The organism is Serratia sp. UGAL515B_01, from assembly GCF_033095805.1.
GTDB lineage: Bacteria > Pseudomonadota > Gammaproteobacteria > Enterobacterales > Enterobacteriaceae > Chania.
In genome coordinates this window covers 539,993-560,193 of sequence record NZ_CP109901.1, presented here as the reverse complement: position 1 = coordinate 560,193, position 20,201 = coordinate 539,993, and the positions used below count along the sequence as shown (strand labels likewise).

Sequence of the window (20,201 nt, the reverse complement as noted above, 5' to 3'; positions counted from 1 at the left end):
TCGGGCTGGGGCCATTAGCGTGCCATTGAGGGGCACAGCCTAATACAAAAAAACTAAACGCAGCACTCCATGGATAAAAATAGGCTAGAGAAGAAGCAAGGAGGGAAAAGGCGTTATGGCGGATTTATGCAAATACCCGCCTCAGCCGAGGCCAAGGCGGGTTATCGGTTTATTTACCAATGCGCGCGTGTAATTCCTGTACTGAACTCACCTGCTCGGTAGGGTCAGCTTTCAACGCCATCGCGGTGGCAAAACCGCCGTTAAGCGTGGTGTCGTAATGCACTTTGTATTGCAGTGCACTGCGGCGGATCAGTTTGGAGTCTTCTATCGCCTGACGCCCTGCAGTGGTATTGACGATATAGGTATACTCACCATTCTTGATACGATCCTGAATGTGCGGACGCCCTTCATGCACTTTGTTAACCAAACGAGGGTTAATTCCTGCTTCGCCAAGCACCACGGCAGTACCGTGTGTCGCATCCAGTTCAAAGCCCTGCTTGAGCAGGCTGGCCGCCAAATCTACGACGCGAGTCTTATCCCCTTCACGCACCGACAGCAGCGCACGCCCCTGTTTTTTCATCCCTGAGTTACTGCCCAGCATCGCTTTGGAAAATGCTTCAGCAAAGGTGCGGCCAACGCCCATCACTTCCCCGGTCGAACGCATTTCTGGCCCGAGAATAGGGTCTACACCTGGAAACTTATTGAAAGGCAGTACCACTTCTTTCACCGAATAGTACGGTGGAATAATTTCTTCGGTCACGCCTTGTTCAGCCAGCGATTTACCTGCCATGACTCGCGCTGCTACTTTCGCCAGCGGCACACCGGTAGCTTTGGAGACAAACGGCACCGTACGTGCTGCACGTGGGTTCACTTCAATCAGGTAAACTTCGTTATTTTTCACCGCAAACTGCACATTCATCAAACCACGGACCTGCAGCTCAAAAGCCAGTTTTTCAACCTGCTGGCGCATCACGTCCTGGATCTCTTTGCTCAGGGTGTAAGCAGGCAGTGAACATGCGGAATCACCAGAGTGAACGCCAGCCTGTTCGATGTGTTCCATAATGCCACCGATCAGCACGCGTTCGCCGTCGCAGATAGCATCCACATCCACCTCCACAGCATCATCCAGGAAGCGATCCAGCAGTACCGGAGCATCATTCGACACGCTGACCGCATTCTGAAAATAGCGACGCAGGTCTATTTCGTCATAAACGATCTCCATCGCACGGCCACCCAGTACGTATGACGGGCGAACCACCAACGGATAACCGATACCCGCTGCCTTTTCTACCGCCTGTTCGATGGTTGCCACAGTGGCATTGGCTGGTTGCTTTAATCCCAGACGATTGACCGCCTGTTGGAAACGCTCACGGTCTTCCGCACGATCAATCGCATCCGGGCTAGTCCCGATAATCGGCACACCTGCTGCTTCCAACTCACGTGCCAACTTCAGTGGAGTTTGCCCACCGTATTGTACGATCACGCCTTTTGGTTTCTCGATGCGTACAATTTCAAGCACGTCTTCCAGCGTCACTGGTTCAAAGTACAGGCGATCTGAAGTGTCGTAATCGGTAGAAACAGTTTCCGGGTTACAGTTGACCATAATGGTCTCGTAGCCATCTTCGCGCAGGGCTAAAGAAGCATGTACACAACAGTAATCGAATTCGATACCTTGCCCGATACGGTTTGGCCCTCCGCCAAGCACCATCACTTTAGGGCGGTCATTAGTCGGGTTGGATTCACATTCCTCTTCATAAGTGGAATACATATAGGCGGTATCGGTAGCGAACTCTGCTGCACAAGTATCTACACGCTTGTATACCGGGTGCAGGTTGAAGCTATGGCGCAACTTGCGGATTTCGTTTTCAGAAACGCCCGCCAGCTTGGCCAAGCGCGCATCAGCAAAACCTTTGCGTTTTAACATTCGCAAGAAAGCTTCATTCAGGCCGTTGATACCTTTTTCAGCAACCTGCTCTTCCAGGCGCACCAACTCTTCGATCTGTACCAGGAACCAGCGGTCAACGTTAGTCAGATTGAATACACCGTCAACAGACATACCGGCACGGAAAGCATCGGCGATATACCAGATACGATCTGAACCGGCATCTTTCAGTTCACGACGGATCTTGGTTAGTGCCTCCGGATCGTCCAGGCTGACTTTCGGATCAAAACCGGTAGCACCAACCTCCAAACCACGCAGCGCTTTCTGCAAAGACTCCTGCTGGGTACGACCAATCGCCATCACTTCACCCACGGATTTCATCTGCGTAGTCAGCCGGTCATTAGCACCGACAAATTTCTCGAAGTTAAAACGCGGAATTTTGGTCACAACGTAATCGATTGAAGGTTCAAACGAGGCAGGCGTACGGCCACCGGTAATATCATTCATCAATTCATCGAGGGTGTAACCCACAGCCAGCTTGGCGGCAATTTTGGCTATGGGAAAACCGGTCGCTTTCGATGCCAGTGCCGATGAACGGGATACGCGTGGGTTCATTTCGATCACGATCAAACGACCGGTTTTCGGATTCACCGAGAACTGTACGTTGGAGCCACCAGTCTCAACGCCAATCTCACGCAGCACCGCCATCGAGGCGTTACGCATAATTTGGTATTCTTTATCGGTCAACGTCTGCGCAGGTGCAACGGTAATCGAATCACCGGTATGGATACCCATAGCATCGAAATTTTCAATGGAGCAGACAATGATGCAGTTATCATTCTTATCACGCACCACTTCCATTTCGTACTCTTTCCAACCAATCAGCGATTCATCAATCAGCAGCTCTTTGGTCGGCGATAGATCCAAACCGCGCTCGCAGATCTCTTCAAATTCTTCACGATTGTAGGCGATCCCCCCACCGGTTCCCCCCATGGTAAATGAAGGTCGAATAATGCACGGGAAGCCCACATCAGCGGCTACCGCCAACGCCTCTTCCATGTTATGGGCAATTCCTGAACGCGCCGTATCCAGGCCGATCTTCTTCATGGCGATATCAAAACGGCGGCGATCTTCGGCTTTGTCGATGGCATCTGCCGTAGCGCCGATCATCGTTACGCCAAATTCGGCCAGGACTCCCTGACGTTCCAACTCCAGCGCACAGTTCAGGGCCGTTTGCCCGCCCATGGTCGGCAACACCGCATCCGGGCGTTCTTTTTCAATGATTTTACGTACTACTTCCCAGTGAATAGGCTCGATATAGGTCGCATCGGCCATTTCAGGGTCAGTCATGATAGTTGCTGGATTAGAGTTGACCAAAATAACGCGATACCCCTCTTCACGCAGCGCTTTACACGCCTGGGCACCAGAGTAATCGAACTCACACGCCTGGCCGATGACGATCGGGCCAGCACCGAGGATCAGGATGCTTTTTATATCTGTACGTTTTGGCATGGCTAAAATGGCTCCTGATGCTGATTATTTAGCGTTGGTACGGTAAGTCTCAATCAGTTCGATAAAGTGATCGAACAGCGGTGCAGCGTCATGCGGGCCGGGGCTGGCTTCTGGATGCCCCTGGAAGCTGAACGCCGCTTTATCGGTGCGGTGGATGCCCTGAACCGTGTGGTCAAACAGGGATTTGTGCGTCACCCGCAGATGAGCTGGCAGGTTATTTTCATCCACGGCAAAACCATGGTTTTGCGCGGTGATCATCACGGTATTGTTATCCAAATCTTTGACCGGGTGGTTACCGCCGTGGTGGCCGAGCCTCATTTTTATGGTTTTCGCACCACTGGCCAGTGCCAGCAGTTGGTGGCCAAGACAGATACCGAATACCGGGATGTCGCTTTCCAGAAACTTCTTGATGGCGTTAATCGCATACTCACATGGCTCAGGATCGCCAGGACCATTGGAGAGGAAGATGCCGTCTGGTGCCATTTTCAATACCTCTTCAGCAGGCGTTTGTGCTGGCACCACGGTCAGGCGGCAACCGCGATCCACCAACATCCGCAAAATATTACGTTTCGCGCCGAAATCATAAGCGATGACATGGTAAGGCAGTTCATCTGCCGTTTTTGCCTGCGGTAGATCGCCTTCCATTGTCCAGCTCCCCTGTTGCCAGGTGTAGGCTTCTTTAGTGGTAACTTCCTTGGCCAGATCCATGCCTTTCAGGCCCGGGAATGCTTTGGCTTTCTGCAGCGCCAGTTCAGCATCAGTAACGTCACCTACAATGATGCAGCCATTTTGTGCACCTTTCTCACGCAAAAGACGCGTCAATTTTCGGGTGTCTATATCGGCAATCGCCACAATATTATTGCGCTTGAGGTATTCCGATAACCCTTCTTCGCTACGGTAGTTACTGGCAATCAGAGGAAGGTCGCGAATGACTAGGCCTTGAGCATGGACAGAGGAGGATTCTTCGTCGGAAGCATTGGTGCCGACATTGCCGATATGAGGATAAGTAAGAGTAACGATTTGGCGGGAGTAGGAAGGATCAGTGAGGATTTCTTGATAGCCGGTCATCGACGTATTGAAGACCACTTCCCCCACTGCCGTACCTTGTGCCCCAATGGCCCGACCGTGGAATTGGGTTCCGTCTTCCAGAACCAATAGCGCTGACTTATTCAAAACACCCTCCAAGGAATAATAAATCAATATATTTGCATATTAATTCAGATATCACGATCTAAATCAATGCAAAAATCACCCTCAAGGCTAATTTTTGGCAAATTGGGCGCATTCTAATAATGGGATCGATTTTTGTCCATAAAAAGTACCCTTTTTCATCTCAATTTTACCAACCTCAAACAAAAAGTTACCTCATCCCTATAAAAACATATAGAAACCTGGTTTAGTAAACGGTTGCCCGGCAACAATAACAAAAAAATAACATAAAAAATCTAAAACTGACCGACTTAAAACAAAAACACCCATTAAAACGGCTTAAAACAAAAGATAACAACAAAAAAAATCAACAATATATAAATATTAAATCGTAACACTTATTTTAAATCATTTAAAAAAGGGCAATAAATTTATCACCCTTTTATCATAATGTTACAATCAATTTCACCATATAAAAGCGGAGTTTAATTCACTACAACCGGTCTAAATCAAGCACATCTCGCATATCAAATAGTCCATTATGACGCTTTGAAACCCAGGATGCTGCACGTACTGCACCATTGGCAAAAGTCATACGGCTTGATGCTTTATGGGTAATCTCCACGCGTTCACCAATATCTGCAAACATAGCGGTATGTTCACCCACAATATCCCCAGCGCGGATTGTGGCAAAACCTATGCTTTTTGGATCACGCTCGCCGGTATGACCCACGCGTTGGTAAACAGCGCATTCTTTTAAATCGCGGCCTAACGCATCGGCAATCGCCTCCCCCATAGCGAGAGCAGTACCAGAAGGTGCATCGACCTTATGACGGTGATGGGCCTCCACAATTTCGATATCGGTGTAATCCCCCATGACCTTAGCCGCTTTTTCCAACAGCTTGAGCACCACGTTCACACCAACACTGAAGTTGGCGGCAAATACGATACTAATCTGTTGTGCAGCAATCTGGATCGCCGCTTTACCCGCATCATCAAAACCGGTAGTACCAATCACCATACCTTTTTTATGAGCCATACAGCATGCCAGATGAGCTAAGGTGCCTTCCGGACGGGTGAAATCGATCAGGATATCAAAATCATTGACAACGCTATCAAGGTTGTCGCTAACGGTTACACCAACCACACCGACACCAGCAAACTCACCGGCATCAGTACCCACCAAGCTTGAGCCAGTGCGCTCCAGTGCAGCTCCCAACACTACGCCTGGTGCCAGTTGCACTGCCTGGATTAATTGACGCCCCATACGGCCACCGGCCCCCGCAATCGCAATGCGGATCTGTGAATCAGTCATGCTTATCTCTCTTGTTGGTCAAAAGCCAATCCTCGGCTATTGGTGCAGAGTAACTTTCTCACCTCACCACTACCAGAGGATTTCATTGCGGATTAGAAAATTATGATATTTGTGGCATTTCATCAGCAACACCGTCAATTAATTAACAATGTCCCGCTAAAAACGGCAGCACCGTTTTACATAATCATGCACTATCCATGCAACCAAATGAATGCGCTAAAATTGGTTACTTCACGCTGCTCTCGGAGCGTGGTAAACCAAGTGACCAAGGTAAGAAAAGGCAGCCAACACCCGTTCAGCTTGAAGGGGGACGGGGATATATCTGTAAATGCAAAACGGGGAGCCTTGGCTCCCCGCTGTTTTATCACCACGCCGACCTCAGTCGATCTGCTTGATGTCCATCCTCAACTCTTTTGGGACTTCAAACACGATGTTCTCTTCACGCCCGCTAATTTCATGAACGTCTTGGCAACCTAACGCCTTCAAGCAGTTGATCACGTCCTGAACTAGCACGTCTGGTGCAGAGGCTCCGGCGGTGACGCCGATATTGATGGCGTCTTTCAACCAGACTTCCTGAATATCTGCCGCAGAATCTATCAGGTAGGCAGGTTTACCTACACGCTGTGCCAGTTCTGCCAAACGATTAGAGTTAGAGGAGTTTTTAGAGCCAACAACCAGAACCACATCAGCATCACCTGCCAAGCTGCGGACCGCTTCCTGACGGTTGGTCGTGGCATAACAGATATCGTCTTTACGCGGCCCGATAATACTCGGGAAGCGCTTACGCAACGCGTCGATCACATCAGAGGTATCATCCACCGACAGCGTAGTCTGCGTCATAAAGCACAGGTTGCTCTCATTCTTTACCTGTAACTTCCAGACATCCTCTGGTGACTCTACTAGGTACATCCCACCTTTAGGGTTGCTATACTGGCCCATGGTCCCTTCAACTTCCGGATGCCCGGCGTGACCAATCAGGATAGCTTCAGTTCCCTTACGGCTGGCACGCGCCACTTCCATATGCACTTTAGTTACCAGCGGACAGGTCGCATCAAACAGCATAGTGAGATCACGCGCTTTGGCTTCTGCACGAACCGCTTGTGAAACGCCATGTGCGGAGAAGATCAGTATCGAGCCGTCTGGCACTTCCGCGATCTCTTCAATGAACACCGCGCCACGCTCTCGCAGGCTATCTACCACATAGCGGTTGTGTACCACTTCGTGGCGAACGTAAATCGGTGCACCGTAAATCTCTAACGCCCGTTCCACGATGCTGATCGCACGATCAACCCCCGCGCAAAAACCACGTGGGTTAGCCAATAATATCTGCATGCTTGACCTCCTGCCGAGGGTCGATCTCCAACACTTCGATATCAAATGTTACCGTGCGCCCCGCCAGAGGATGGTTGAAATCAACAGTGATAGAATCCTCTGCCACTTCACGCACCATACCAGGCATTTCGCTGCCATCCATTGCCGTAAACAACATAATGGTGCCAACATCCGGCACGCCCGTCTCGGTAAAATCGCGACGCGAAAAGAACTGGATCAAATCGGGATTCTCGCTGCCAAACGCCGCTTCAGGCTGAAGGGTAAAGGTACATTTCTCTCCGACCCGCAGGCCAAGCAGTTGCTGCTCCAACGCCGCTGACAGGCTACCATCACCTAAACGAAACAGCGCTGGTTTACCATTAGAATGGGTTGATTCGGCGGTCGTTCCATCAGCCAGTTTCAGCGTAAAATGTGCCAGCACTGCGCTATTACTGTTAACCTGAGCCGTCATGTTACTTACCTTCGCTATTGACACTTTTCTTCCTTGGCAAGAACCCTTCCAGTACGATCATCACAGCACCAATGCAGATAAAGCTGTCAGCCAGATTGAAAGTTGGGTAATGCCAGTTTCCGATATAAAAGTCGATGAAGTCGACCACAAAACCATGCCATACACGATCAAACAGGTTACCGAGCGCCCCGCCAATAATAAAGGCATAGGCAATATTATTCAGCTTCTGCTGGGCACTACTGCGATACATCATCACCAACAGTACCACCACGATGGCAATGGCAATACCGGCAAAGAACCAACGCTGCCAACCATCGTGGTCAGCAAGAAAACTGAACGCTGCTCCGTAGTTACGTGCATAGTACAGATTGAATGATGGAAACAACGGCTGGGTCTGACCCAGCACGAAGTTATTCAGGACCCACTGTTTGCTAGCCAGATCCATTACCAACACGACAACAACTAACCATAGCCAGCGTAAGCCGGTCGAACTTATCGGTCTACTCATCAGGCGTTTGTTCTCAAGCAAAGTTACGTTTTTCGCCGTCACCGGCTACGTTAGTTACGCAGCGACCGCAGAGCTCTGCGTGCTCTGCCACTTGGCCAATGTCGGTGGTGTAATGCCAGCAACGCGGGCATTTTTCACCAACAGCGGTGCTGAACGCGATTTTCAGCCCTTTCATCAACTCACTTTGCTGTGCATCCGCTGGTGCATCCGCAAGCGGTGCCACACTGGCTGCCGAGGTCAACAGGACAAAACGCAGTTCATCCTGCAGACTGTTCAAGCTCGCAGCCAAGTCGCCGTCTGCATATAACGTGACCGCTGCCTCCAAGGAGCCGCCAATGCGCTTATCCGCACGTGCCTGCTCCAGCACCTTGTTCACTTCGCCGCGTACTTTTAGCATCTCGGCCCAGAAAGCATCATTCATACCTTCACCGTCAGCCAAATCGAACAGGCCATCGTACCACTCTTCAGTGAACACAAACTGCGCACGTTTGCCTGGCAAGAACCCCCAGATTTCGTCGGCGGTAAACGACATGATCGGCGCCATCCAGCGTACCAGCGCTTCTGCAATGTGGAACAGTGCCGTCTGGCAGCTACGGCGGGCAACGCTATCGCTTTTCGCAGTGTATTGGCGGTCTTTAATGATATCCAGATAGAAGGAACCCATTTCGACCGAGCAGAACTGCATCAGACGCTGTACTACCTCATGGAAATCATAGTTGGCATAAGCCTGTTCAATATCCCGCTGAGCTGCCAAGGCACAGCCTACGGCCCAACGATCCAGCGTCACCATCTCATCTGCTGGCACGCTGTCAGTGCTTGGGTCAAACCCGTTCAGGTTAGCCAGCAGGAAGCGCGCAGTATTACGAATACGGCGATAAGAATCGGCTGCACGTTTGAGGATCTCATCGGAAACCGCAATTTCACCGGTATAATCGGTTGAGGCGACCCATAGACGCAGGATATCACCCCCCAGCTTATTCATTACATCTTGAGGACTGACAGTGTTGCCGATGGATTTCGACATTTTACGACCTTGCCCATCAACGGTGAAACCGTGCGTCAGAACTTCTTTATAAGGGGCTTTCCCCTTCATGGCCGTTGAAATCATCAGTGACGACATAAACCAACCGCGGTGTTGGTCAGAACCTTCCAGATACATATCGGCGCCATGCCCGTTGAATTCTGGGCGCACATCCACTACTGATGAGTGTGTTGATCCAGAGTCAAACCACACATCCAGCGTATCGGGAACTTTCACATAATCAGCCGCGTCCACACCGAGAATCTCGGCAGCGTCCAGATCCCACCAAGCCTGAATACCGTCTTGTTCTACACGCTTGGCCACTTCTTCCATCAGCTCTACGCTGCGCGGATGAAGCTGCTCTGTCTCTTTGTGAACAAACAGAGACATTGGCACCCCCCAGGTACGTTGGCGAGAAATACACCAGTCTGGGCGGTTTGCCACCATCGTTTCTATACGCGCTTGCCCCCATTCTGGTATCCACTGTACGCCTTTGATCTCTTCCAGCGACTGCTTACGCAAACCATTCTGATCCATGCTAATGAACCACTGCGGCGTAGCGCGGAAGATGATCGGCGTTTTGTGCCGCCAGCAGCACGGATAGCTATGCTGTAATTTTTCAACGTGCAGTAGTGCACCTTTTTCACGCAACAACTCAACGATCAGATCGTTGGCCTTGAACACAAACTTACCGTCCAGAGAGGGGTAAGTGCCCACAAGGTAGCAACCGTTAGGACCAACCGGATTGGCCACTTCAAGGCCGTATTTCTGGCCGATGACAAAGTCATCCGGGCCATGGCCTGGCGCGGTATGTACCGCGCCAGTGCCGGCATCCAGCGTGACGTGATCGCCAAGGACGACTGGCACGTCACAGCCCATGAACGGATGGGTGAAGCGCATTAGCTCCAGATCGCTGCCTTTGCAGCTACCCAGCACTTCCCAGTGGGTAATACCTGCGCGCTTCATCACGCTTTCAACTAATTCAGCCGCCAAAATCAAACATTGGCCTTCAACCTGCACCAGTTGATAGACAAATTCCGGGTTCAGCGAAATAGCGCGGTTGGCTGGCAACGTCCACGGTGTGGTCGTCCAGATCACCAGAGAAACCGGGCCATTAACACTGCTGACACCAAATTTTGCAGTCACAGCCGCGGCATCAACAGCATTGAAAGCCACATCGATGGATGGCGAGGTTTTATCGTAGTATTCAACCTCTGCTTCCGCCAAGGAAGAACCACAATCCGTACACCAATGCACCGGCTTGGCACCTTTCAACAGGTGACCATTGCTGATGATCTTGCCAAGTGCACGGATAATGTTGGCTTCGGTTTTGAAGTCCATGGTCAGATAAGGATGGTTCCAGTCGCCCAGAACCCCCATACGGATAAAGTCTTTTTTCTGGCCTTCTATCTGCTCAGCGGCATATTCACGGCATTTTTTGCGGAACTCTGCAGACGTCAGCTTATCGCCCGGTTTGCCATACAACTGTTCAACCTTCAATTCGATCGGCAAGCCGTGGCAGTCCCAGCCGGGAACGTAAGGCGAGTCGAAACCGGCCATCCCTTTAGACTTGATAATAATATCTTTAAGGATCTTGTTTACCGAGTGACCAATATGAAGGCTGCCATTCGCATACGGAGGCCCATCATGCAAAATGAAGGATTTCTTACCCTTTTTGGCAGCACGAATGATCCCGTACAAACCCTGTTCATCCCAACGGTTGAGCATGCCAGGTTCGCGCTTGGCGAGATCGCCGCGCATCGGGAACCCTGTTTCCGGCAAGTTCAGGGTATTCTTATAGTCACTCATCAGATTCTCGATCTCGTTTCGGTTCGTAAGATTAAGCCGGTGTCTGTAGCCCGAAGAACTTTCGGGCAGTCACCACATCATTGGCGATTTGCTGCTTCAGCGCATCGAGCGAAGCAAAACGCTGTTCATTGCGCAATTTTGCGCGGAGCACCACATCCAGATGGCGCCCGTATAGATCTATTGTGATATCCAGCAAATGCACTTCAAGCTGCTGGCGTACACCCGCTACCGTAGGACGCGTACCAATATTGGCAACACCCGGTAAAGGCTCAGGACCAAGGCCATAAACATCGACCGCATAAACCCCATTGACAGGAGCAACGAGGCGTTTAAGCGGCAGGTTGGCCGTCGGGAAACCGATGGTTCGTCCGAGCTCATCGCCATGCACCACTCGCCCTGAAATACTATAAGGATGCCCAAGTAGGGTTTCCGACAAGAGTAGATCGTCATCACGCAGGGCATTGCGAATGGCGGTGCTACTGATGCGCTGGTTGCCTTCACGGAAAGTCGGCGTGCTGACTACCTCAAAACCATATTCCATCCCGGCCTTCTGCAGCAAAGGGTAATCGCCCATGCGGCCAGCACCAAAACGGAAGTCATCCCCTACCATCAAGAATTTCACCCCCAGTTTATCCACCAACAGCTCAGCGACAAACGTCTGTGCAGTATTAGCGGCAAAACGAGGGTCAAATTTGACACATAGCAGATAGTCAACCCCGGTTTTCGCCAGATATTTAGCCTTGTCACGCAGGCGCGTAAGACGTGCTGGTGCCTTCTCGGCGGCAAACAGCTCCAACGGCTGCGGTTCAAAGACCATGACAATCACCGGCAAACCAAGGCGTTGCCCTTCATGTTTTAACTGATCCAACAGCGCTTTATGACCACGATGTACGCCGTCAAAATTGCCGATAGTGAGCACACAACCATGGTGGCGTGCCCGAATGTTATGGATGCCGCGAATTAGCTGCATAGCTGGCTCAAAAACGATGGAAATCGGCGGATTATACCTTGTACAACGGTTAAGGTTAACCCGCGATTGTTTTGTTTGACGTAATAGTCATACCATACCGGAGGTAAATCGCCTTAACCACCCTTTATCCGCATCAATCCGTGCTATTTCACTCGACCTTTTACAAGATGCACCTCAAAGACTGTGGGAGAATTTCTTGGCAGCTGAACGACTCGCTGAATGCAATACACATCATGTAGCGATTTTTATTGCGAAACACTGTATTCCCATAGCCGAAGCTGGTAAAATCCTGCGCCATCACAACATAGCAAGTGCCGCCCGTACAAACGGCGCTTATTTGCACAAATCCGTTGACAAACGAAGGCTAAAAGGGCATATTCCTCGGCCTTTGAATTGTCCTCAATAGATATATTTGGGAGTTGGAACTTGGCTAATATCAAATCAGCTAAGAAACGCGCCATACAGTCTGAGAAACGCCGCAAGCATAACGCTAGCCGTCGCTCAATGGTGCGTACCTTTATCAAGAAGGTAGACGCAGCTATCGCAGCTGGCGATAAAGCAGCAGCAGAAAGTGCATTCCTGGTAATGCAACCACTTGTGGATCGTCAGGCAGCAAAAGGCCTGATCCACAAAAACAAAGCAGCACGTCATAAGTCAAACCTGACTGCACGTATCAACGCAATGCAATAAGCCTTATGTTGACTGCTTGTTAAAAAAACCGGCCAAGGCCGGTTTTTTTACGCTTGGTGCGTGAACAACGCAGAAAAATCCATGCCACTCGCACGCTGAATGCGGCATAGTTCGGCAACATTTGTGCATTCAATGCCTGCTATGTAACAACCTTGTTCGGCACTCATTTCCAATGACTTATCTCTCCCCCTACTTTTCACACCTATTACACAGAATAAAACCAGTGACGGCATTGTTAATAATATATTTCACTTTTCAAAAAGGTTTAAAAAATAAATTTACCACTTATTAAATGCATTACTAATGATATCAGTTACCACTTAGTAACATTTAGTGATTATCTTTTATTATAATATACAGAAACATTTAAAACGATCGACTTCATTGATCATAACTCTAGCTTTCGCTATCCTTCACGCAACATACTCGATGTAAATCAATGGAATGAGGAGTTCATCTTGACTAGCTATAGATATAAGATCTTTAGTGTCCTTAACCGTGAATGCAAAACTTTATGTAAGGTGAATATCTTCCAGCAAGAGAATACGATTAAGGCAGCGATAATATCAGGTTATAAAATAAAATTAACTTTACTACTTTTTCTTGTTTTGCTTGGGAAGCAAACCGCCTATGCCAATGTGCCAAATACCATTTGGGCTAATCCTGGGGAAAATGATTTTATCGTAGAGATGGGCAATATATCTTTCCCGAGCTACCTAGCAGGAACTACCGTGGTGGCATCCTACGTAACGCAAGTTGGTCCCAGTGGCTATGCCGTAAACCTTGATAATGAGACAGGTAAAAGTGCTGTCTACTACTATGCTTTAGTAGACTCCCCTCTTCCTGTTTCCGATATCAATCCCGGTTATCTAAAATTGAGTGACTTTCTTGACATAAAGATTTTTATTTTATCGGGCGGAATATTGGATTCTTGGTTTTTTATGGGCACCTACGCGGCGGGTAAAGGTCCTAGCAGGTCTCCTAAAACGTGGAGGATTGGACTCAATGGATACTTATCCTTAAGACTCCGTAAGGATGTTATTGGTGGCGCTGCAATAATGCCACGAGACCAGGTAGTTGCCTCTAATTTTTTTCTCTCAATGTTTGTCAACGGGATGGCAGAAATTCCACGAAACCCACTCCCAGTTTTTCGCATCATTCTTAAAGGGCAAACGCTTCCAGTACCTGTACAATGCAGTATCCAGGCTGATAAAAGGGATGTGGATTTTAGAGATCTAAGCAGTACAGATATTACCCTGGACGGTAGCCGCTATGGTCAGGAGATCCAACTCACTTACCGTTGCAACACCCCACGTACCTTGCCGATAAAAATCAATATGCTCGCTGATAACAGCACCTTCTCCAGCAATTATATCGCGACCAGTAATCCCGATCTGGGCATCGTGGTGAAACACAGCGGTAAAACGGTTAAACCCTGGACTAGTTTTGACAGTAGGCTGGTCAATGGTACAGGAAGCGATCGTATCTATGTCGCTCCGGTAAAAAATCCTACGGCCAAAACGATCGCAACTGGTGACTTTACCGCCAACGCCGTTCTGGTACTTTCCATTCAGTAATAAAATTTTTTTATTAAATTTATCTACCGGCACTCTCCCGTAGTAAATTTAAATCAAAAACCTACCGGTCAACTATACACAAAATAATTCGAGTTGCTTGTAGGCGGCAAGCACTGGAGCCCCCCGGGAGCATAGCCCACTATGTGACTGGGGCAACAGGGCGCAGCCAACACCCAAGCAACTTGAAGTATGAAGTGTCTAGACGATTTCTATGCCTAAAGTGCAAACAGCGCTGAGAAATCTTTATTGCATACCCGCTGTACCGCCGGGTGCTGGATCATTCTTTCGGCAAAAATGATGTAATACTCTTCCTGAACACTGTCTATACGCCCTATTTCAACCACATCATCATCGTTATAAATATCTCGGGCATAGAGCGTAGGTGCAACAAAGATTGCGTTGTGATACAAGCCAAAGGCCTTCATCAACGCCGCATCGTCAAACTCTCCCAGTATTTCAACCTGGATCCCCTGCGTATTGAACCAGTTGAGCAGTTTCCTCCCCAGCATGGAGCGCCTTCCCGGGATCAGTAACCTGCGCTGCTCCAGGCAAGCAGGGAATGGTAGGTCCGGTGCAGGTTGGCGGCAAAAGAAACTGACCCCGCACTCGCCCAGCTTTAGTGAAAATAAGCCTTCTTGCTGGCTTGAATCGACCGGGCAATCCGAAAGGATCATATCTAGTTTATGCTGGCTTAGTTGCTCGAGCAGCATCTCATGAGTTGATTCAAAACAGCGCAGGTGAATTTGTTCGTTATCTACCACCACTGCGGTTTCTAATACCTGGCTGACCAAACGTTTAGACAACGCATCCGCGACCCCAACATCAAACAGCAGGTTAGACTCCTTGCGATAATTCACGATATCCAGCATTTCCTGGCTGAGCATGAACATTTTATCGGCATAACGGAAAACCAACTGGCCTAATTCAGAAGGCACCAATCCACGTCCCTGACGCTTGAATAGTTTACCGTCGAGACGTTCCTCCAGCGCTTTAATCTGGCCGGTAATAGTCTGCGGAGTGAGAAATAAAGCTTCTGCGGCACCAACCACCGAGCCCGCCTTGCAAACCTGCCAGAAGTAATACAGATGGTTAAAGTTGATGTGCGACATTCTCACGAACGTGTTCTCCTGCAGTTTCTCATTGGTAAACTGTTTGCCGTTATATCCGTCATATTTCAAGCTGCATTTACGTGATCTTTCCTGCAACTCGAACTATTTAGCGCATATCAGCAGCTAGTTCCCTTTTTATTTCAGACAACCGCAAAGCGACATTTATACCAAGCAGCAAGCGAAGCAATTCGGCTGTCGCACCTAACTGCTCCGCAAACCCAGTAAGGGATTATTTGCTGCGCGGCAATGCTTGGCGCAGCAAAACGTAACCAATCAGTGCTGCGCTTGTCGACCCAAATAATATCCCTAATTTGGAATAGGTAACGAGAGCCGCATCAGCATCTGCAAATGCCAATGAGGCAATAAAAATCGACATGGTAAAACCAATGCCACAGAGCACAGAAACAGCAAAAACTTGCTTAAAATTAATATCTTCTGGCAACTTTGCAATACCCATTTTCACGGCCAACCAGCTGAATGCGAAAATCCCCAATGGCTTGCCAATTAATAACCCCGCCGCAATGCCTAGCGGCAGCAATGAAGTCAAGCCACTCAAAGAGACACCTTGCAACGGAACACCCGCATTGGCAAAGGCAAACAATGGCAGGATGAGAAACGCAACCCAAGGATGCAATTCATGCTCGAGCGTTTCGGAAGGTGATGGCCCATTATTAACATTCAGCGGTATCATAAAACCAACAATCACCCCGGCTAGCGTGGCATGTACACCAGATTTAAGGATCGCCACCCAAAGCACCAAACCGACAATCATATATAGAGAGGTTTTACCCACACCACGCCAATTCATTACGGCTAATACTGCTATTGCAGCGGCCGCGACGCCCAACGCCACCATCGATACCTGATAGGTATAAAACAGCGCAATCACGATAATGACCCCGAGGTCATCAATAATCGCCAGCGCCAGTAAAAATACCTTTAGACTGGTCGGCACGCGATTGCCCAACAGTGCCATCACACCTAATGCAAAAGCAATATCCGTTGCAGCCGGGATCGCCCAGCCTTGACGTGTTACTTCATCAGCCCCGTTGAATAACAGATAGATCAACGCAGGCACCAGCATACCACCAAGAGCAGCAATCGCTGGAAATATAGCCTTATCGCGCCCAGCCAGTGAACCTTGCATCAGTTCACGTTTGACCTCCAGGCCAACCACCAGGAAAAAGATAGCCATCAGTCCATCGTTAATCCACAGCAACAAAGGCTTAGCAATCTCCAGCGAGGAAATTTTCACCATCACGGGCAAGTTAAGGAAGGCCTGATAAACTCCCTGCAAAGGAGTATTAGCCATAAGCAACGCTACGACAGCGGCAACAATTAGGATAATGCCCCCGGCTGCCTCCTGCCGTAGAAATTGACGAATAATATTAGTCACAGTACGTCACTCCAGATAATGAACCCGTCGTCACTCAAGCCCCAGGGGTGTTAGTGACCTGCTGCTTGGAGTAACTTGAGTCGGCGTTGTCGCCTTTAATTTCCATACAATATATTGAGTATAGGATAAGTTTAACCTCGAAAAAACAAGTTTATAACCGTTAAACAACTCGTTTTAACAGAGTAATTTAGGCATTGCGCCACATTTTTTATGAGGTACTTATAGCAATGCTAAAAAATAAAAACCCCGGCCTTTACAGCCGGGGTTTATTGTGTTGCAAACGAAAACAGCCAATTAACGAGTCAGGTCGTCAAAAAACTTTTTCACACCGTCGAAAAAGCTTTTCGAACGCGGGCTATTTTTATCACCGGAAGGGCCTACTAGGCTTTCTTCCAGCTCTTTCAGCAATTGTTTCTGTTTGTCGTTCAGATTCACAGGAGTTTCTACCACTACACGGCAAAGCAAATCGCCCTGGCTACCACCACGCACTGATTTCACCCCTTTGCCGCGCATACGGAACAGCTTGCCGGTCTGAGTTTCAGCAGGCACTTTCAGTTTAACGCGGCCATCCAGCGTAGGAACCTCAATCTCGCCACCCAACGCGGCCATCGCGAAGTTAATCGGGACTTCACAATAGAGGTTATTACCCTCTCGCTCAAAGATCTGGTGTGCTTTCACCTGAACCTGAACATACAGATCCCCTGCAGGTGCACCGTGTTCACCAGCTTCCCCCTCACCAGCCAAGCGGATACGATCACCGGTATCAACACCAGACGGGATCTTCACCGACAATGTTTTGGATTTTTTTATGCGTCCGTGACCGTGACATGTGTTGCACGGATCCTTGATGATCTGCCCACGCCCATGACAGTGTGGACAAGTCTGCTGGACGCTGAAGAACCCTTGACGCATCTGTACCTGACCTTGCCCATGGCAGGTTGGGCAGGTTATCGGGGAACTGCCAGGCTTAGCACCACTCCCATGACAGCTACCACACTCTTCAAGCGTCGGAATACGGATCTCTTTGGTAACGCCTCGTACCGCTTCCTCCAGAGTGAGATCCAGGTTGTAACGCAAATCGGAACCACGGCTAGCGCGTTGGCGGCGCCCTCCGCCGAAAATATCCCCGAATACGTCACCAAAAATATCGCTGAAGTCTGCACTCCCGCCACCAAAACCACCACCGCCCATGCCGCCTTGTTCAAAAGCGGCATGACCGTACTGGTCATAGGCTGCACGCTTTTGAGCGTCATTCAGAACCTCGTAGGCTTCCTTGATTTCTTTAAATTTGGCTTCGGCGTCTTGTTCCTGATTTCGGTCTGGGTGAAACTTCATCGCCAGGCGTTTATAAGCCTTTTTGATCTCGCGCTCATCTGCCGACTTGGCTACGCCGAGGATCTCGTAATAGTCTTTCTTCGCCATTATTATACTTACCCTTAACATGCATACACGGGCGTAGAGTTGCCTCGACGCCCGTGCTGGTTTCCGGTTATAGCCTTTGGCCGTACCGTGCCCGCTTAAGGGCGATTATTTTTTGTCTTTGACTTCTTCAAACTCAGCATCAACAACGTTGTCATCTTTCTGAGCCGCGTTATCTGCACCCGCATCAGTGCCTTGAGTCTGTGCCTGAGCCATTTCCAACAGCTTGCCAGAAACTTGCACCAGAGCCTGGGTTTTTGCTTCGATCTCGGCTTTATCTTCGCCCTTAACCGCAGTTTCCAGATCTTTCAGTGCCGCTTCGATAGCTGTTTTGTCTTCAGCAGGCAATTTGTCGCCTGCTTCTTCCAGTTGCTTACGAGTACTATGTACCAGATGATCCGCCTGGTTACGCGTCTGCACCAACTCTTCGAACTTACGGTCTGCTTCAGCATTTACTTCTGCATCGCGCACCATTTTCTGGATTTCTTCTTCGTTCAAGCCTGAAGATGCCTTAATGGTGATCTTCTGCTCACGACCCGTATTCTTGTCCTTGGCAGATACATGCAAAATACCGTCAGCATCAATATCGAAAGTCACTTCGATCTGCGCCATACCGCGTGGTGCAGGTTGGATACCGTCAAGATTGAACTGCCCCAATGACTTGTTGTCCGCTGCACGTTTACGTTCCCCCTGCAGCACATGGATGGTCACTGCAGCTTGATTATCTTCCGCAGTAGAGAACACCTGGCTGTGTTTGGTTGGGATCGTGGTGTTTTTGGTGATCAGCGGCGTCATAACACTGCCCATGGTTTCGATACCCAGTGACAACGGGGTAACGTCCAGCAGGAGAACGTCTTTCACATCACCGGCCAACACACCGCCCTGAACTGCAGCACCAACCGCAACGGCTTCGTCTGGGTTAACGTCTTTACGTGGTTCTTTACCAAAGAAATCAGCAACTTTCTTCTGAACCATTGGCATACGAGTCTGACCACCGACCAGGATCACATCCTGAATATCAGAAACGGATAAACCTGCGTCCTTCAGTGCTACTTTCAACGGTTCGATGGAGCGTGCAACCAGATCTTCCACCAGTGACTCGAGCTTAGCGCGGGTCACTTTGATATTCATGTGTTTTGGACCGCTGCCGTCTGCGGTGATATACGGCAGGTTAACATCGGTCTGTTGAGCAGAAGAAAGTTCGATCTTCGCTTTTTCGGCTGCTTCTTTCAAACGCTGCATTGCCAGCGGATCGTTACGCAGATCCATGCCCTGATCTTTCTTAAATTCTTCAACCAGATAGTTGATCAGGCGGCTGTCGAAGTCTTCGCCACCTAGGTGGGTATCACCGTTGGTTGCCAATACTTCAAAGGTTTTCTCACCATCAACATCGTCGATCTCAATAATTGAGATATCGAAAGTGCCACCACCTAAGTCATAGACTGCGATAGTGCGGTTGCCTACTTCTTTGTCCAAGCCATAAGCCAGTGCTGCTGCAGTAGGTTCGTTGATGATACGTTTAACTTCCAGGCCAGCAATACGACCGGCGTCTTTGGTTGCCTGACGCTGAGCATCGTTGAAGTAGGCTGGTACAGTGATAACCGCTTCAGTTACCGGCTCACCCAGGTAATCTTCTGCTGTTTTCTTCATTTTTTTCAGCACTTCAGCTGAAATCTGCGGTGGTGCCATTTTTTGGCCTTTCACTTCCAGCCAAGCATCACCATTGTCAGCTTCAACGATTTTATAAGGCATAATGGCCTTGTCACGTTGTGCTTCTTCGTCCTGAAAACGGCGGCCAATAAGGCGTTTGATCGCAAACAGTGTATTTTGTGGGTTGGTAACCGCCTGACGCTTAGCAGGCTGACCAACCAAAATTTCACCATCCTGTGTGTATGCAATGATTGAAGGAGTGGTGCGATCGCCTTCAGCGTTTTCCAACACTTTTGCCTTGGCACCATCCATAATTGCTACACAAGAGTTGGTTGTACCCAGGTCGATACCAATAATTTTGCCCATCTAAACATCTCCACTAATAAATTCATAATTGGTCAGGTTGCTAAC

The 20,201-nt window shown here is 49.2% G+C and carries 14 protein-coding genes; 2 read left to right on the top strand and 12 right to left on the bottom strand.

The window, feature by feature from the left end:
- Positions 1-169: 169 nt before the first annotated feature.
- From carB to ribF, 8 genes are all read right to left on the bottom strand, one after another.
- Complete coding sequence (gene carB, locus OK023_RS02710) at positions 170-3,394, bottom strand: carbamoyl-phosphate synthase large subunit (protein ID WP_317694659.1); 3,225 nt, start codon at positions 3,392-3,394, stop codon at positions 170-172.
- A 24-nt stretch (positions 3,395-3,418) separates the two neighbouring features.
- Positions 3,419-4,567: a glutamine-hydrolyzing carbamoyl-phosphate synthase small subunit gene (carA, locus tag OK023_RS02705; protein WP_317694658.1), complete on the bottom strand. Its 1,149-nt coding sequence runs from the start codon at positions 4,565-4,567 to the stop codon at positions 3,419-3,421.
- A gap of 469 nt (positions 4,568-5,036) precedes the next feature.
- A complete protein-coding gene (dapB, locus tag OK023_RS02700) occupies positions 5,037-5,858 on the bottom strand; it encodes a 4-hydroxy-tetrahydrodipicolinate reductase (RefSeq protein ID WP_317694657.1) in 822 nt (273 codons plus the stop codon).
- Between the two features lie 378 nt (positions 5,859-6,236).
- Positions 6,237-7,190 (bottom strand): 4-hydroxy-3-methylbut-2-enyl diphosphate reductase, encoded by a 954-nt coding sequence (gene ispH, locus OK023_RS02695; protein WP_317694656.1) that lies wholly within the window; start codon positions 7,188-7,190, stop codon positions 6,237-6,239.
- Complete coding sequence (gene fkpB / locus OK023_RS02690) at positions 7,171-7,641, bottom strand: FKBP-type peptidyl-prolyl cis-trans isomerase (RefSeq protein WP_317694655.1); 471 nt, start codon at positions 7,639-7,641, stop codon at positions 7,171-7,173. Before fkpB ends, ispH begins: the two co-directional genes overlap by 20 nt.
- A 1-nt stretch (position 7,642) precedes the next feature.
- Complete coding sequence (gene lspA, locus OK023_RS02685; RefSeq protein ID WP_317694654.1) at positions 7,643-8,149, bottom strand: signal peptidase II; 507 nt, start codon at positions 8,147-8,149, stop codon at positions 7,643-7,645.
- A gap of 13 nt (positions 8,150-8,162) precedes the next feature.
- Positions 8,163-10,979, bottom strand: coding sequence for an isoleucine--tRNA ligase (ileS, locus tag OK023_RS02680; RefSeq protein ID WP_317694653.1), 2,817 nt, complete (start codon positions 10,977-10,979; stop codon positions 8,163-8,165).
- A gap of 31 nt (positions 10,980-11,010) precedes the next feature.
- Positions 11,011-11,949 (bottom strand): bifunctional riboflavin kinase/FAD synthetase, encoded by a 939-nt coding sequence (gene ribF / locus OK023_RS02675; RefSeq protein WP_317694652.1) that lies wholly within the window; start codon positions 11,947-11,949, stop codon positions 11,011-11,013.
- A gap of 426 nt (positions 11,950-12,375) precedes the next feature.
- Here ribF and rpsT point away from each other — a divergent pair, with 426 nt between their 5' ends.
- Both rpsT and OK023_RS02665 read left to right on the top strand, forming a co-directional pair.
- Positions 12,376-12,639: a 30S ribosomal protein S20 gene (gene rpsT, locus OK023_RS02670; RefSeq protein WP_317694651.1), complete on the top strand. Its 264-nt coding sequence runs from the start codon at positions 12,376-12,378 to the stop codon at positions 12,637-12,639.
- A gap of 458 nt (positions 12,640-13,097) precedes the next feature.
- The gene (locus tag OK023_RS02665; RefSeq protein ID WP_317694650.1) at positions 13,098-14,216 is read left to right on the top strand and encodes a fimbrial protein; all 1,119 of its coding nucleotides are present in this window, start codon (positions 13,098-13,100) and stop codon (positions 14,214-14,216) included.
- Positions 14,217-14,431: 215 nt separating this feature from the next.
- Here the strand turns inward: OK023_RS02665 and nhaR are convergent, their stop codons facing one another.
- The 4 genes from nhaR to dnaK all read right to left on the bottom strand — a co-directional run bounded on the left by nhaR (position 14,432) and on the right by dnaK (position 20,156).
- Positions 14,432-15,331, bottom strand: a complete 900-nt coding sequence (gene nhaR, locus OK023_RS02660; protein ID WP_317694649.1) for a transcriptional activator NhaR — start codon at positions 15,329-15,331, stop codon at positions 14,432-14,434.
- Between the two features lie 223 nt (positions 15,332-15,554).
- A complete protein-coding gene (gene nhaA / locus OK023_RS02655) occupies positions 15,555-16,721 on the bottom strand; it encodes a Na+/H+ antiporter NhaA (protein ID WP_317694648.1) in 1,167 nt (388 codons plus the stop codon).
- Between the two features lie 294 nt (positions 16,722-17,015).
- A complete protein-coding gene (gene dnaJ / locus OK023_RS02650; protein WP_317694647.1) occupies positions 17,016-18,143 on the bottom strand; it encodes a molecular chaperone DnaJ in 1,128 nt (375 codons plus the stop codon).
- 105 nt (positions 18,144-18,248) lie between these two features.
- Positions 18,249-20,156 (bottom strand): molecular chaperone DnaK, encoded by a 1,908-nt coding sequence (dnaK, locus tag OK023_RS02645; protein WP_317694646.1) that lies wholly within the window; start codon positions 20,154-20,156, stop codon positions 18,249-18,251.
- Between the last annotated feature and the right edge of the window lie 45 nt (positions 20,157-20,201).